Source organism: Derxia gummosa DSM 723 (assembly GCF_000482785.1).
In the GTDB taxonomy this organism is placed as follows: domain Bacteria; phylum Pseudomonadota; class Gammaproteobacteria; order Burkholderiales; family Burkholderiaceae_E; genus Derxia; species Derxia gummosa.
This window is the reverse complement of the sequence record NZ_AXWS01000004.1, coordinates 1-14,750: the sequence shown is the minus strand read 5'-3', so window position 1 is coordinate 14,750 and position 14,750 is coordinate 1. Positions and strand designations below refer to the sequence as shown.

General features: G+C 59.8%; 11 protein-coding genes and 2 pseudogenes. 1 reads left to right on the top strand and 12 read right to left on the bottom strand.

Features of this window, described 5'->3' with window-relative positions; all coding sequences use genetic code 11:
* Positions 1–105 precede the first annotated feature (105 nt).
* The 9 genes and pseudogenes from H566_RS22165 to xrtB all read right to left on the bottom strand — a co-directional run.
* Positions 106–1,308: pseudogene (locus H566_RS22165) on the bottom strand (glycosyltransferase family 4 protein); the annotation flags it as partial.
* Positions 1,206–2,393, bottom strand: coding sequence for a glycosyltransferase family 4 protein (locus tag H566_RS27075; RefSeq protein WP_084544607.1), 1,188 nt, complete (start codon positions 2,391–2,393; stop codon positions 1,206–1,208). The gene H566_RS27075 and the pseudogene H566_RS22165, both read right to left, overlap by 103 nt.
* A gap of 20 nt (positions 2,394–2,413) precedes the next feature.
* Positions 2,414–3,310 carry a glycosyltransferase family 2 protein gene (locus H566_RS27905; protein WP_084544606.1) on the bottom strand — a complete coding sequence of 299 codons (897 nt, stop codon included), beginning with the start codon at positions 3,308–3,310 and terminating at the stop codon, positions 2,414–2,416.
* On the bottom strand, positions 3,310–4,593 hold the full coding sequence (locus tag H566_RS0101010; RefSeq protein WP_169732471.1) for a lipopolysaccharide biosynthesis protein: 1,284 nt from the start codon (positions 4,591–4,593) through the stop codon (positions 3,310–3,312). Before H566_RS0101010 ends, H566_RS27905 begins: the two co-directional genes overlap by 1 nt.
* Complete coding sequence (locus H566_RS27900) at positions 4,590–5,693, bottom strand: glycosyltransferase family 4 protein (RefSeq protein WP_156924251.1); 1,104 nt, start codon at positions 5,691–5,693, stop codon at positions 4,590–4,592. The genes H566_RS0101010 and H566_RS27900 overlap by 4 nt, the downstream gene beginning before the upstream one ends.
* A complete protein-coding gene (locus H566_RS0101000; protein ID WP_028309966.1) occupies positions 5,690–7,117 on the bottom strand; it encodes a hypothetical protein in 1,428 nt (475 codons plus the stop codon). The genes H566_RS27900 and H566_RS0101000 overlap by 4 nt, the downstream gene beginning before the upstream one ends.
* A gap of 6 nt (positions 7,118–7,123) precedes the next feature.
* Positions 7,124–8,521, bottom strand: a complete 1,398-nt coding sequence (locus H566_RS28715; protein WP_156924250.1) for a hypothetical protein — start codon at positions 8,519–8,521, stop codon at positions 7,124–7,126.
* Positions 8,521–9,255, bottom strand: coding sequence for an exosortase C-terminal domain/associated protein EpsI (locus H566_RS27895; protein ID WP_169732470.1), 735 nt, complete (start codon positions 9,253–9,255; stop codon positions 8,521–8,523). Before H566_RS27895 ends, H566_RS28715 begins: the two co-directional genes overlap by 1 nt.
* Positions 9,256–9,260: 5 nt before the next feature.
* Complete coding sequence (gene xrtB / locus H566_RS22150; protein ID WP_051377781.1) at positions 9,261–10,217, bottom strand: exosortase B; 957 nt, start codon at positions 10,215–10,217, stop codon at positions 9,261–9,263.
* 970 nt (positions 10,218–11,187) lie between these two features.
* Between xrtB and H566_RS27890 the strand changes: the two genes are divergently transcribed.
* Complete coding sequence (locus H566_RS27890) at positions 11,188–12,639, top strand: GNVR domain-containing protein (protein WP_084544602.1); 1,452 nt, start codon at positions 11,188–11,190, stop codon at positions 12,637–12,639.
* 247 nt (positions 12,640–12,886) lie between these two features.
* On the opposite strand, the gene istB is transcribed toward H566_RS27890, so the two are convergent.
* From istB to H566_RS0100965, 3 genes and pseudogenes are all read right to left on the bottom strand, one after another.
* Positions 12,887–13,684 carry an IS21-like element helper ATPase IstB gene (gene istB, locus H566_RS29835; RefSeq protein WP_034410193.1) on the bottom strand — a complete coding sequence of 266 codons (798 nt, stop codon included), beginning with the start codon at positions 13,682–13,684 and terminating at the stop codon, positions 12,887–12,889.
* Positions 13,681–14,442 (bottom strand): annotated as a pseudogene (gene istA / locus H566_RS29830) (IS21 family transposase); the annotation flags it as partial. The pseudogene istA and the gene istB, both read right to left, overlap by 4 nt.
* A 42-nt stretch (positions 14,443–14,484) precedes the next feature.
* The coding region (locus H566_RS0100965) for an integrase core domain-containing protein (RefSeq protein ID WP_028309962.1) at positions 14,485–14,750 on the bottom strand (266 nt) is incomplete at its 5' end.

Below are 14,750 nucleotides of genomic sequence, written 5' to 3'. Positions count from 1 at the left end.
CGCCGGCGCAATGTCGGGCCGGGTCCGTGTCGGCAACGCCGCCGACCGGGCCTAGACCGCCGCCAGCCGCAGATGCCCCTTGCCGCCGGTGCGCGGCGTCAGGCCCAGATAGCCGTCCACCGCCGCGCCGAAGCGCGCGCGGAAGTTCTCCTCCGAGAAGCCCTCGGCCCAGACGCGGCAGTTCTGCGGCGTGAACTCGCCCGCCCGTGACTCGAATTCGGCCACCGCCGCGATGATCGCCGGCACCGCCTGCTCGGGGAAGAACACGCCAGTCGGAGCATCGCCGCGCACATTGACGGTTTCGAGCGAGCCGCCACGCCCGTAGGCGATCACAGGAGTGCCGCAGGCCTGGGCCTCCACCGGCGCGATGCCGAAATCCTCCTCGGCCGCAAATACCAGCGCCTTCGCGCGCTGCATGTACGACACCATCTCGGCGTCCGCCTGATAGCCGAGCACCGTCACATTGGGCGTGGCGATCGCCTTCACGCGCTCGAAATCGGGGCCGTCGCCAATGACGACGAGGCGCTTGTCCGGCATCCGCGCGAAAGCCTCGACCACCAGCGGCACGCGCTTGTACGCAACCATGCGCGACGCCGAAAGATAGAAATCCTCCCTCGCGCCGCCCAGCTCGAATTTGCGCACATTCACCGGCGGATGAATGACTTCCGATTCGCGGCGATAGGTCTTTTCGATACGTCGCGCGATGAAGGCCGAATTGGCGACGAACCGGTCGACGCCCAGGGCGGAACGCGCATCCCAGTTGCGCAGGTAATGCAGCATCAGCCGCACGATCGCGGACAACGCGCCGCCCGTCATGCCCGACTCACGCAAATACTGATGCTGGAAATCCCAGGCATAGCGCATGGGCGAATGCACATAGCTCACATGCAACTGGTTCGGCCCGGTGATCACGCCTTTCGCCACCGCGTGATTGGATGAAATCACCAGGTCATAGGTGGAAAGATCGAGCTGCTCGATGGCCAGCGGCATCAAGGGCAGGTAATGCCGGAAATGCGTACGCGCTTTCGGCAGGTGCTGGATGAAGGTGGTGGCAGGCCGCTTGCCGCGCAGGAATGCCCGCTCACAATCCGGCAGAAAGTCCACCACGGCAAACAGATCCGCCTCCGGATACAGCAGCAGCAATTGCTCGACGACGCGCTCGCTACCCGCATAGGACGCGAGCCATTCGTGAACGATGGCCACCTTCATCGCAGCGCTCCCGACATCTGGCCGCGCGGCCTTTCCATCTCTCTGCCGCGCAAGGCCGAATCGATCAGATGCAGAAAATGATCGCCCGAGTTTTCCCAGGAATGGCGTGCATAGAAAGCGGCGTCCTGCAATTTGCGTGGCTGACCCAAGGCGCGCAGGATGCCGGCGCCGATCGATTCCGCATCGAATCCGGTCACGATAGATTCCGACTCGCCGGCTTCGATCAATTCCGGCACGCGGGTCACGAGCGTGGGCGTGCCCCAGGCGCGGGCTTCGAGTACCGGCACGCCAAACCCTTCATAGCGCGACGGAAACACGAACAATTGCGCATTGGCGTAAAGCGGCCCCATCAATTCATCGGGCACATATCCGGGCAGGATCACGCCCTCCGATTCCAGCGCCGCGATCTTCCGATAGGCCTCCGACTTTATCCAGCCTTTCGCGCCCGCCACCACCAGTCGCAAATCGGGCGGCAACTGCCTCGAGCGCTTGAGCGCGACAAAGGCATCGACCAGGGCCATCACATTCTTGCGCGGCTCAAGCGTCGACACGGTCAGCAGATAAGGCGGACGCACGCCGAGCAGGCCGAGCTCCGCAAGTCCCTCGCCTGCCGCCGAGACGCCCTGCCATTGCGGTGGAAGACGGACGCCCAGCCGAACGATTCCCTGAGCCTCGACCTTCAGATGGCGGGCCAGGCGCTCGCGCGTGCCTTGCGAATTGACCAGCACGCAATCGGCACCGCGGACATCACGGGCAAACCAGAGTCGGTGCGACAGACGCGTGCTTCCCTGCATCGTTTCCGGCACCTCGACATGGTTGAGATCGTGCACGGTCGAAATCATGAGCGGCGCCACCCGCCGTCCGGTGTGCAAGGTGCGGCCACCCCAGAACACATCGAGCCGGTCATTCCGTGCGCGAGCCGCGCCAAAACTGCGCAACCAAAGGAAGGACGGAATGCGGGCAAGTGTCTCGTTCTCCTCGCGCCGATAAAGCCAGCGATCGGACGGAAACTTCAATTCCTCGCGCGGATACCGGCCATAGGCAAATAACCGGGCATCGGGCAGTCGTCTCTCGATATGCGCACACAATTCGTGCACATAACGCCCGACGCCCGACATCGGCATGCGCAGAGCCTCGGCATCGATACCGAAGCGCAGATCCTGAAGTCTGCTGAATGGATTCATGAGCAATCTGCCTGGCGCGATCAGCGCAATTCCAGTACGCGCATCGGGTCCAGACGTCTGCGCAACAGATCACTCAAGGCCAGAAGGTTTCCGCGCAGCCTGCCGCGCCGGTCCACCCACGGCTCGGGGGCCAGCGATTTCACCAGATTGCTCACGCAGTTTCTCCAGATATGCCGACAGGCATATTTGAACGAAATGCTACCGCCCTGCACCATATAAATCGGATTCGCCAGCTGGGAATACCCGAGGCGAATTCCGGGACTGCGCCCCTTCTTTACCGCGAGATGAACTCCGGTCAATTGCGGGCTACTGACGATCTCACCGAAACGGGCGAGCCGGCGAGTGAAGTCGATATCTTCGAGCCAGCCATAAAGCGGAAGTCTTTCATCAAAGCGAAGCCGGTTTTCATATACCGGGCGCAGACGAATCGCCATGTTGCAGCCATAGCCGCCATAAGTCGGCGCAATGCAGGCCGGTCCGGATGGGCGCGCATATCCCGCGAGGAGTCGATCGGCCTCCTCGGGTGGGAAACCCGGCCCGGTAGCACCGTCATGTACCGGATGCCCGGTAGCGACCACCACCTGCCGATGCGCCAGAAATATTTCCTCGACTCGCTCGAGATACCAGGGCGACGGGTAGTAATCGTCATCGAGAAAGACCACCACATCGGCGGCGTCGCAGCAATCGAGAATCTGATTGCGCTGGGCGGTCAACCCGGGACGCTTGCAATCGATGACCTCGATGGGCAATGACCAGCGCGAGACGTCGGCGGTGAAATCGTCGGCGCGGGCTGGACAGATACAGACGCGATCTGGCCTGCGATCCATGGCGGCAATCCGATCGAGCGTCAGCGGCATCTGCTCCCGACGCCCGGCAGTCGCAATCGCGACAACGATCCGGAGCGGATTCGCCGTCATTACAAATCCCCCTGTCGAATGAGAGGCCGCAATACCAATGCCGAAATCAGACACATGAGCACATATCCGCCGAGTCGCGCCGCGACCGCGCCGGCCGCCGAATACCGCGGGGCCAGCAGCACGACCAGGCCGGTCGTGAGCAGCGCGCCAGCCGAACTGATGAGTGCCACCGATCTGTCCTGACGCAATGGCACCAATACCCAGCCGGTCGTGACCTGGGTGAACAGCGCCATCGGAAACACGAAGATCAGCGCTCGCAGCAATTCGATGCTGGCGTCGAAATCACTGCCGAATATCAGCGGCACGATGACAGGCGCGAGCGCATACCCCGTTGCCGCGACCACGAGGCCGGCCAATGGCGCGAGCACGAGCGAACGGCGCATGAGCCGGCGCGCCTCGGCGCGCCGCGCGGGATCACCCAGGCGACTGGAGATCGTGCCGATGAGCACCTGGCTGGCTGGCGCGATCAGGCTCAGGCCCACGGTGACGAGTCGGTCGGCGGCGCCATAGCGGCCGACCTCGGCCGGGCTGGCGCTGAGGCTCAGCAGATAGGTGGCTGCGCCCGCGAGCACCAGCGCAATGCCGGCATTGATGAACAGCGCCACGTTGCCGCGCACGAACCGGGCACCCGCCCGCCATTGCCCGCGCCAATCGAGTTTCCAGCCCAGTTCTCGAAGGGCGATCCGATGGGCAAGGAGGGTGCAGATCAATCCCGAAACGATCTGCACTTCGAGAATGCGGATTCCGTCCTCCGGGCCTTTTACCAGCAGCAGGATTGCGGGCAGGTTGATCGCGAAACCAAGCAGCTCGAGCAGGATCGTCTTGCGGAATTGCAAGGTCCCGAGAAAATACCAACCGAGATTGAAGCCAGAAATCACCGCCATCACCACGGCGCACAGGCCGTAGGAATAGGGGTCGGAAAGCGCTTGCGAAAAATAGGCCGCGACCAGTCCCGTCAGACCGAATATCGACGCCGTCCACACCCTCCCACTGATCTGCCGCGCATAGATTTCCCGGCGTGCTTCGAGACTGGGCTTCTGTGCAATATCGCGCCCGCCGGCAGCCGGCATGCCCCATTCGATGAGCAGCCAGATGACCTGATAGAGCGACATTGCGGCAAGCACACGGCCATATTCGCCGGCACCGAGCACGCGTCCGTAAAACGGGATGAGAATGAGCAGATAGATGTAGCGAAAGAAATATCCGGCATAGACGATGGTGAGCGACGCTCGCGTCGAACCTCGCCTCACGCCACCCGACGCCTTGAGCACCCCAGAACTCATGGCATGACTCCGGGCGCGAGATCGAATTGCTCGCACACGAGCCGCAGATAACAACGTGCCGCCGAGCGCCATGAATAATGTGCGAGTCGCGCCTGCGCTTCGCGCGCAAGCGATGCGCGCAATTCCGGGTGTTCGCGCACCGACGCCACTGCCGCCGCCAGTTCCCGCGCCGATTCCGGCCGAAAATAGATGGCGGCCTCCCCGCACACTTCCTGCAGTGCATTCGCCGTCGAGGAAATGACTGCGGCATTGCACGCCATCGCCTCCAGTGGCGGAATGCCGAAGCCTTCGTAAAAGGATGGCATGATGAAACCGAGTGCGTGGGCATAAAGCGACTTCAACTCGCCATCGCTGACATAGCCAAGATGCTCGATGGCGCCGACCTTCGCATCGTCATCACGAAACACACGCTTGTCGACCGCCCCCACCGCGATGCAGCGCGGCGCCGTTGTTCCCAGCAATTGCAGAGCCTCGCCAACGATCGGAAAGTTCTTGTGCTTTGCCGGACTGCTGACGACCAGGAAATAACCCTGATCAGCCAGTCCTGCACGCCGAAGAATTGCGTCATCTGCCCGCACCTCACGGATGTGTTCCCAGCCTTCACCCGAAACAGCAATTCGTTCGCGCGGCAAGCCGAAACACTCGACCGCCTCATTCGCACTGAACTCCGAAACCGCCACGGTACTGCGCGCACGTCGACCGATCAGCCCGACCACCAGCCGATACCAGAGCCTGAATTGGCGGCTGTAACCCTCCGGCATGCGAACCACCGCGCCGTCATGCACCGTGATGATTTGGTTGCGCTTGAACAGCGGACCAGTAAATCCGAAATTGAGCAGCAATGCCCGTCCCACGCGGCGAGGCAGATCGATCTGCTCCCATGCATGTCCGTCGCACTTGCCGAGCGATTCGCTCATGATTGCCCGCAACTTCGGCACCGCCGTACCGGCCGGGACAAGAAGAATGAATTGAAGATGTTCGAAATGAGCCCTTCCCTCGTCCAGGCAGGCATCCAGGGCCAGCAGCACTTCCCGACCGAAACGCTGAACTCCCGTGACCCTCTGAGAAAGAAAGCGCCCGTTGATATAGATCTTGTTCAAGCAGCCTTCCTGCTCATGAAAACCTCTTTCCCGGCCATCAAATCAGGCGATGCAGCTGTCAGTTGCTCGTGGCTCATGCCTCGATAAGCTGCCACCGCGCAATACATGTAGAACGCCATGCCCAGGTCATAGACCGCCGCCGAAAGCAAACCACCCATCAGCAGAATGAGTACCGCACTGCGCGCCCCTCTGAGAATGACCGCAGCTTCTTCACTCATTTCGCCTCGACGCCCGAACATGGCCTGCCATATGAAGGCAACGAACATCAGGAAGCCCGGAACTCCCAGATTCGACAGCAGCACCACGGCGAAATTGCTGGCGCGGGCACTGCCGACACCGATGCCAGCACCGTAGCTGTCATAGAAGTTCTCCATTGCCTGCACATTCCACGAATGCCGCTCGATTGCGGATTCCGAATCGAGCTTCTTGTAGAGCAGGTTGTATCCATAGTCATAGACGGCATCGACGGCCTTGGGGTAAAGCAGGGCACCCGCCACCATGCCGGTGAGCAATGCCCATGCAAGTACCGAAATCACACCAAAGCGAATCCGGGCACCGGTAAACAGCTTGGCGATACCCCCCAGGGAGACCATGGCGAAGTAAATGACAAGAGCCCCCAGCGCCGTCGAGGATGTCGAAGCCACGAGGGACAGAAAGGTTCCCAGTGCCACCCAGCCGCTCATTCTTCTGCGGTACCCGCCGAGATAAAGCATGAAGGTGAAACCGAACAGCGGCAGCGAAAAGCCGGCAAAAGCCGATGGTTCGGAAAAAGTTCCCGAGATCCTCACCAGACCCGCCACGGTGCCGTTCTCCATTACCGCATATTCGGCATTCTTGATGAGCACGAGAATGGGCGGCGCTCCGGCGTAGTTTTCGGCGAGATTGATAAATACCGCCACCAGATTGAGCAAGGCCAGCCACAACACTCCATTGGCCGCCATGCGCAACCTGAATTCATCAATCATCAGACAGCGCGCGGCAAGAAACGAAACGGTGCTGGCCACGGCATAGATCGTCTGCGTGATATTGGTCGACATCGGCTTGAGCAATGCCTTGTGCAATCCTCCGCCGGACGACTGCACACTTCGATCAGCGCTGAAAACGTACATGTCGCCCTGCATGAGACGAGGAAAGAAGATCGCACCGATCACAATCCACACCGCCAGCAAGGCCAGCCAGAATCCGGGCTGCGGAAAAGCCAGTTCCGCCGTCAGTAGCCGGCTACCGCGATCGCGCAGGGCGTAGACGAACAGAAAAGGAATCATCGCCACGGCGGGCGTTACCGGCGCTCCGCCCAGCGCGGTGACAGCCACAACAGCGGTTGCACCAAACAGTGCCGCGGCAATCACCCCGCCGACAACGCGCTGAGGTCCCAGCCAATAGCCGAAGGCCAGGAAGACAAAAAGAAAAGGCTCGATCCGCATGGCGATTCATCGCGCTGCCCGGCATTCCGGATCGCCTTGGCTCAATGTCTGTCGGCTGGAATCCGCCCAGCCTCCAGACAGATAGATCACCCCCGGCCCAAGCGGAACGCAGGCTGCGCCTTCACCAAGCACGATCGGCTTGAGTTCGTCACCCTCGGCATTCATGGCCGTGCCTTCGCCGGTCAGGCGCAGGCTTGCCGGCTCGGCAGAAGAATTCCAGGCCACGGTGCGCGCAAATCCACCATCTCCCGAGTAGCGCAATACATGGACGCCAAGCACACGATCGGTCGGCCCTGAAATCCTCCGCTCGAAATGCATTCCAGCAAGCTGCTTGGTCATGATCCGATAACTGTCATAAGCAAGGCGGCGTCTCCCGAAATTGGTCGTCAACCCCATGGGACCATCCGCATTGTCCTGACTTGAAAACCAGCAGGTCGCTTGCACACCGGCTTCATTGGCCAACAAGAATGCACGGGGCAGGAAATTTGCAACTTCTCGAGAAGTGAATGCAGGCGAGGTCCCGTCTGCGGGCCAGCCCCACTCGGTAATCCAGATTTCCAGGTCACGCCCCAATTTTTGGCGACCATAAGCCTTGAGTCGCCGCACCGCGGAACCAAAGGCACGATCCGGGTCGACAAGCTGATATGGCCGCGCCCAATCCGTGTCATGCGCGACTGCCGCGCGCTCGGGCATACCCATCACATAAGGATGGACGGACAGCCCATCGATTTCCGGCGTCAATCCCGCATCGATGAACCGGTAATGGAGAAGCCACATGTCATCCTGGGCCAGCAGCTTGATGGCGGGATTCCATTGCTTCACTGTCGCAACGGCTGCATTCGCCATTGCGACATAGTGCTGCAACCATGGCGACGGTGGACTTCCGTTCCATTGCCCACCAAGTCGCGGCAGCAATGCGGAGTTGTGCGGCTCATTTCCGATTTCGAGCACGAATCGCACTCCTTCTCGTGAAAGAGCTTCAGCGGCAGCATGTGCAAAACGGCCATAAGCCTTCGCATCAAAGGCTCGCAGTGAACCATCCAGCCCCGGCGGATAGGCCACAGGATTATCTAGCGTGAGCAAGGCAATCAAGCCGATATCGTGACTCCGGTAGTAAGCCAATTGCCGCTTGAGCACCGGGCTGAGCTCTGCATAGTTGCCCGGCTGAGGCTCGAATTCGTGCCAGCGGACAAGCTCGCGTGCCCAGTGAACGCCAAGGTCATGCAGCATGGGCATATCGCGCTCCGGCTGCCCCTGAACGAACTTCACGACCAGACAAGCAGATTCATTGAAATCGCCTGGATCGGCGGCACGTGCAATCGCGGCTGACCGGACGTCGGACAGCACAATCAGCATCCATACCAAAAGCCGGCGGATGCTCCGAAGGGATTTCGGCTTGATCATCACGACATGCCTTTCCCGACAGCGATTTCCCGCATACCTACCGGCATGGCCTCAATCAATTGCGATAAAAACGCTTTGATTTCGGCTTCCGCCTCGTCGTCCTCGGACGGATCAGGAACCTGAATCGACGCACGCACCAGCACACCGTCCGGAATGCGCCCGGCGAGTCCTTCGGTAATCAGGTGCAGGCGGGTTTCCAGGGCACTCTCACTGAAAATGCGCCCGATCCGAATCCAGTAGCCGACCAATTGCCGCTGAGCACCAGTCTGATCTGAGCCAACCAGAAACTTGCCGAGGATCGGCAATGGGTGACCTACAGAGTCAATAACCGGGAATGCGACTGAGCGCACAGCGGAGACATGCAACCCCTGAGCCTCATAGCAAAGCTCAGGCCGATGAATCTTGATTTCCTGCCGCTGATTGCGCCCCCATGCAATTGCAAGCTGAATTACTTGGCCTCTGCCATTGCGATAGGCGCGGTACAGGGTCTGATCATAGGGACTATCGGTACTGTTCCCGCCCACGTTCAGCATCGGATTATCGAGGCTCGTATTGATCACCACCCAATCGCCAAAAGAACGGGGCGCAGCGGCTTCGATGTCTACGACATCGACTGATTGCAGATTGCCCGGCACCAACCGGCGTGAAAGATAGATGGAGAGCAGCACAAGAACAACGATCGCCGCAATAACTCTCAGATCGAAAGCTTGCAAAGTGCCGTCGGATTGGCGCATCAGAGTCATGCCTTACCCTTGCCGAGAGAAAGCACCCAAGCCTTGGTTATCCGCAACACGCTATCGAGCGAAGTAATGAGCATCAGGGCAGTGACAAAAAGCACCATTCCCGAGAACTCATGCAGAAAACCTTGGCCCGCAGCTTCCCCGGCATGAAAACTCACCAACCCTATGAAAACCACACGACTGACATTCGACACATAACTGATGGGAACGATGAAAAGTGCCAGCACGACATTCCGGAACACGGATTCGTGGCGGATCACATTCATGTAAGTCAGTCCGAGAGCTTCCAATGCAAATAGAGAACTGAGACCAGAGCAGGCATCCGCAACCAGTAGCCTGTACGGGCCCAATGTGATGATCACCCCCGAACGCGCGACGGGATATCCCATCCAGTACAAGACATGCTCCGCACCGTAGGACGCAGCGATTTTCATTGGCTGAGTCGCTGCATCAATGACTGATCCCGGCCAAGGGAGGGCAAATATCATCAATACATAGGCAAACCAAGCCCGTCGAAATGCCGCCCCACCAGTCATCATCAATTGAATGCCAGCAAAGACGAAAGGCAGCCCTCCCATTTCAAAAGTGATGAACTGCTGTGAATGCCCGATCACAGACAGACCCAACCCGATAAGAAGCATGGGAACGCCGCAGGCTATTGCCGTGAACGATAGATATCCTGAGGCCGGCGACTGATAGGCGCGCTTCGTGAACAACAGATAAGCCGCGAGTACAAGCACGACCGGCCCGTAACTGCCCATCTCCTCCTGCCACGTGGTCACCGCCAACTGGAACATCACTGGCGTGTACAAGAGCACCACGGCTGCCAGACTCAAGGCACCGGCAAGAAGCTGGCGAGTCTTGTCAGAAGGCAAAACGGACAAGAAGCCGAGGCATCCCTTCCATGCCACCAGCAGCGACACCTCACCAGTGTCAACGGGTCCCGGGTTTTTCATCGGAAATACTCATCTAAATCACCCCCTACACCTTTCTGGCAAGCCACGAAGCCACCAAGCTCCGCCACGCGTCAGTGATTAATTCATGCAAACGTACAAGTGCTGCTCAAGCCTGCCTTCCAGCTCTGCGATATAAAAGCAAAGCTGGTCAAATTGAGCGCTATGAAAATACTTCACAACCGGTGAATATTGCTCACGCGGTTTGCATCGCTCCCATCGCTTCGATGCGGATTCGCGCATTCATCGACGTCTTTGCATCGAATCCCACGTCACGGCGCCGTAACTGACTCATCCGAAAGCAATTCGATGCCGAGCCGGTAAATCCGAGGACAGCCCGATTCACCTCCCTGCTAACCCCGACAGGTTTTGCATGGTGAATTGACTGATCCGAGACCTTATCGCCGCTTGCGATTCACAGGGCCCGGCGCAAGGTATTCAGTTGTCGACCAGTGAGCAAGGCCAAGGATTGCGCATCATGGTTAATAAGCAAGGAGTGCGGATTAATTCAATAAAATGTGTCACACCCACAGCTTCGCTAGTTGGCCGAGACAATTATCAGTAAGCTTGGCTTGTGCCATAGGCAAGATGATCATTGAGCCATCATCATCCATTTTCGCGTCCGCACCGCCATCGCCTTCGACCGACACCAATGCTCGGTACAGTTGTCGAATCTGACAGGACTCCGACGGAAAATCTTGATGTAGGTGCGCTTTACAACTTTTGACCTGCCTTTGCTCACTACATCGACTGGCTCGGATGGATAAGCGGTCGGCAATTCATCACAGGCTCGAGCAATTGGGCTTGACGACCTGCCATAGAAACCAAGGTTCAGCTCACTCCGAATTCAAATGCCGCAGCGTCAAATCCGCACTGAGCTTGCGACGCCCCAGTCTTGCCCAGAATTGGCGCATCGACCCGGTGAAGCTGATCGCGTCATCGTTTGTAGTTCCGTCAATCGAGCACTAGCGCAATGAGTCCCCTACAGCTCTTCCTGATCCTCAAGGCCCGTTGGCTTGCTGCGGTTGTTACAGCAATGGCGGTGGTCAGCCTGACCATTGCCGTGACCGAATTGCTTCCAAAGCAGTACACGGCCTCGACCTCTTTACTGATTAGCCCGCCCACCACTGATCCGATTACGAATGCGCTCGTATCCTCAGGAGGCACGATCACGACCGTGATTGCGACCGAGCTCGATGTGATTTCGAGCGACCGAGTACTGCTTAATGCGGCTCGTAGCGCTGGATTGGACCGGGATGCTTCACTCAATGCCAGGTGGAATCGAGAAACCAAAGGCCAGGGAGACTATTTGGCTTGGGTGGCAAGCACGCTTCGGCGCAGCCTTGACTTGCGCCCGACACGTGACTCGAAAGTCGTGAGCTTGTCCTTCACGAACATCAGCCCGGAGTTCGCAGCTCTGATGGCCAATACCATTACGGAGGCCTATGTTGCGACGACGACGGACCTCCGTGTTGAGCAAGCAAAACGTTACTCTGAATTCTTCGACCTGCGAACCAAGGAGACGCGTGACGGACTGGAAGCAGCGCAAAGTCGATTGTCTGAATTCCAACGCAATGCCGGCGTCATCATTCCTGATGATCGCTTCGATAATGAGAGCTCCAAACTTGCAGAACTTTCAAGTCAAGTGCTCGCATTGCAAGCCACAGTTGCCGAAAGCCAGAATCGCGAACGACAAGCGCACACATTGTCGGATAGCACCCAGGAAGTATTGTCAGACCCAGTAGTCGGCGACCTTGCATCGCAGCTGGCACGCGAAGAGGCGAAGCTTGAAGAGACACTTGCTCGTTACGGAGAACGTCATCCTGCCATTCTTGAACAGCGTGCGCTGATTGCTACTTTGCAGAAAAAAATCGATGCGCAAACAAACAAGGTCACTAGCAGCATCGGAGTCAATGCGGCGGTAAACATCGGTCGTCTTGATGCAATGAAAGCGGCATTGGAGGAGCAGAAGTCTCGTGTTCTTCACATGGCAAGTCTTCGGGACGAAGCGGCCGTGCTGAAACGTGATGTTGAGAATGCCCAGCGCTCATACGACGCCATTCTTAACAAAGGCAGCCAGACGAATCTTGAAAGTCAGAACACTCAGCCAACAGTCTCCATATTGCAAAATGCGACCCCTCCTCCCTCCCCCTCTTCGCCAAAGGTCGCGCTGAACATAATTCTTGGCGTTGTGCTTGGTGGATTGTTGGGATTAGGCACTGCAGTTGTTCGAGAATTAGCAGACCGGCGCATTAGATGCCTTACGGACATTGAGAGCATCAATGGGATTCACGTATTAGGATCTATTGCTCGCTGCACCCAGCCGCACACTCTTATTTCACGTCGTATTTGGACAGTTTTCAGTCAAAAAATGAGATTACGAAAGAGAGGTCGTCACTTGAGCGATCTGCTTATAGGCCACTGAGATTACCTCGCTCCCCGGCCATCAGAGCAGTCAATCAAGCAGACTACTAGCGACTGCCAATCCGCAATAATCTTGGACCGGCGACCTCAGCGCCGGATTATTACACTAAAGTGCTGGGGATGAAGTTATTATGCAAGCAGGAATATGAGGAGGGGAGATTCACGCTTGCCTTTGTTGGGTACGGAGCAGAAGTGTCAACGCCGGTCGAAATCTGACCCACCTGGGTCGTTATAGGTCATGTCGTCGGTCAGTCCGACGAGGGGGTCATCAGGGCTCGGGGCCGTGCCTGTCCGGCGCGCCGCTTGTCCTTGAGCCGCCAGCTCTCGCCGCTCATCTGCACGAGGTGCGAGTGATGCAACAGCCGGTCGAGCAGCGCGGCGGTGAGGGTCGTGTCGTCGGCCAGCGCCGTGGCCCATTGTGCGAACGGCAGGTTGCTGGTCAGCACCATCGAGCCGCGCTCGTAGCGCTTGGCCACGACGTTGAAGAAGAGATTCGCCTCGTCGCGCCCGAAAGGCAGGTAGCCGAGTTCGTCGACGACCAGCAGCCGCGGTCTGAGCACGGCACGGTTGAAGTACTCCTTGAGCCGGCCCTGAGCCTTGGCGGTGGGCAGTTGCAGCATCAGGTCGGCCGCGGTGATGAATCGCGTCTTGATGCCTGCCATCACCGCGCGGTACGCCAGCGCGATGGCCAGGTGGCTCTTGCCCACGCCCGAGGGGCCGAGGAAGACGACGTTCTCGGCGCGCTCGACGAAGGCGAGGCTCACGAACTCGAGCACCTGCGGCCTGGGCACGCCCGAGGCGAAGGCGAAGTCGAACTGCTCGAGCGTCTTGACCTCCGGCAGCGTGGCCAGCTTGAGCAGCGTCGAGCGCTGGCGCTCGGTGCGCGCGTCGCGCTCGACCTCCAGCAGCCGCTCGAGGAAGTCAGCCAGGCTCGCATCGCGGCGGGCGCTGTCCAGCGCCACGGCTGGCCAGTCGGCGGCGATGCGCTCGAGCTTGAGCGTCTCGGCCAGCACGGCGATGCGTGCGTGCTGCAGTCCTTCGCTCATACGCTCACCTCGCCCAGCAGGGCCTCGTAGACCGCGCCAGCGGATGCTGCAGGCTCTCGACCGGCACGGGCCGTCGGCTCGGGGCTGCGGGTGACGGCAGTCCCGCCGCGGGCGTGGGCAGCGGCACCATGCGCTCCCGCGCGAGCCGTGCATCAGGCCGCTCGCCGGTCGTGCCGTGCCGTGCACCCAGCAGTTGGCCACCTCGTCAAACCAGCGGCGCACCGCCCGGTTCGCAGCCGCGACGTCCAGCCGCAGGCCGGCAGCCTTCAGCGTGGCCGCCAGCGGCACCAGGAGGCTGCCCTTGAGGTAGCCGTTGAAGCGCTCGACCTTGCCCTTGGTCTTGGCCCGGTACGGCCGGCACACCCGCGGCACGAAGCTGTACTCGACCGCCAGAGCGCGCAGCCCCGGATGCCAGCGATACTCACCCGGGCCATACGCGTCGCGCTCGTGGATGACGGTGGCCGCGTTGTCGAACAGCACCTGCTCGGGCACGCCGCCGAAGTACTCGAAGGCGACCTTCAGGCCGGCCTTGAGCGCCTCGAAGTTCTCGCGCTCGGAGAGAACCGCACGAAGCTCGCCCGCGACCGGCCCAGCGTCGCCACCAGCGCGAGCAGCGGGTCCGCGCCGCGGCGCACGACGGTGAAGTCCGCCTGCATCTGCTGGCCCGGCAGCGTCTCGAAGCGCACGACCGGCTCGGGCGTTGCCCGCTTGAGTGGCGCCAGCCACACCTTCAGCTGTGTGACCCTGGCCTGCCCCCCCCGCAGCCGTACCAGTGATTGGTAGGGAGTCTCGGTTGAAGGTTACTGAATCTCGTTGCTTGCAGGGGTGAGGTGCCGAGCAGCATCACCGGCATGCCGGCAATGCTGCTCGGCGAACTGCGCCGGTGGCACTCGCCCGATGCTGCCGTGCGGCCTGACCTCGTTGTAGTCACGCCGCCAGGCGGCGATCACCTGGCGGGCTTGCTGCAGGTTCTCGAACCAGTGCTCGTTCAAGCACTCGTCCCTGAACCGTCCGTTGAAGCTCTCGATGTAGCCGTTCTGCATCGGCCGCCCGGGCTGGATCAGCA

Excerpts from the sequence above, each read along its gene's own strand:
- H566_RS27075 (WP_084544607.1), bottom strand. The coding sequence starts at position 2,393 with ATGAATCCATTCAGCAGACTTCAGGATCTGCGCTTCGGTATCGATGCC.
- H566_RS27905 (WP_084544606.1), bottom strand. The coding sequence starts at position 3,310 with ATGACGGCGAATCCGCTCCGGATCGTTGTCGCGATTGCGACTGCCGGG.
- H566_RS27890 (WP_084544602.1), top strand. The coding sequence starts at position 11,188 with ATGAGTCCCCTACAGCTCTTCCTGATCCTCAAGGCCCGTTGGCTTGCT.
- H566_RS0101010 (WP_169732471.1), bottom strand. The coding sequence starts at position 4,593 with ATGAGTTCTGGGGTGCTCAAGGCGTCGGGTGGCGTGAGGCGAGGTTCG.
- H566_RS27895 (WP_169732470.1), bottom strand. The coding sequence starts at position 9,255 with ATGCGCCAATCCGACGGCACTTTGCAAGCTTTCGATCTGAGAGTTATT.
- xrtB (WP_051377781.1), bottom strand. The coding sequence starts at position 10,217 with ATGAAAAACCCGGGACCCGTTGACACTGGTGAGGTGTCGCTGCTGGTG.
- istB (WP_034410193.1), bottom strand. The coding sequence starts at position 13,684 with ATGAGCGAAGGACTGCAGCACGCACGCATCGCCGTGCTGGCCGAGACG.
- H566_RS0101000 (WP_028309966.1), bottom strand. The coding sequence starts at position 7,117 with ATGCGGATCGAGCCTTTTCTTTTTGTCTTCCTGGCCTTCGGCTATTGG.
- H566_RS28715 (WP_156924250.1), bottom strand. The coding sequence starts at position 8,521 with ATGATCAAGCCGAAATCCCTTCGGAGCATCCGCCGGCTTTTGGTATGG.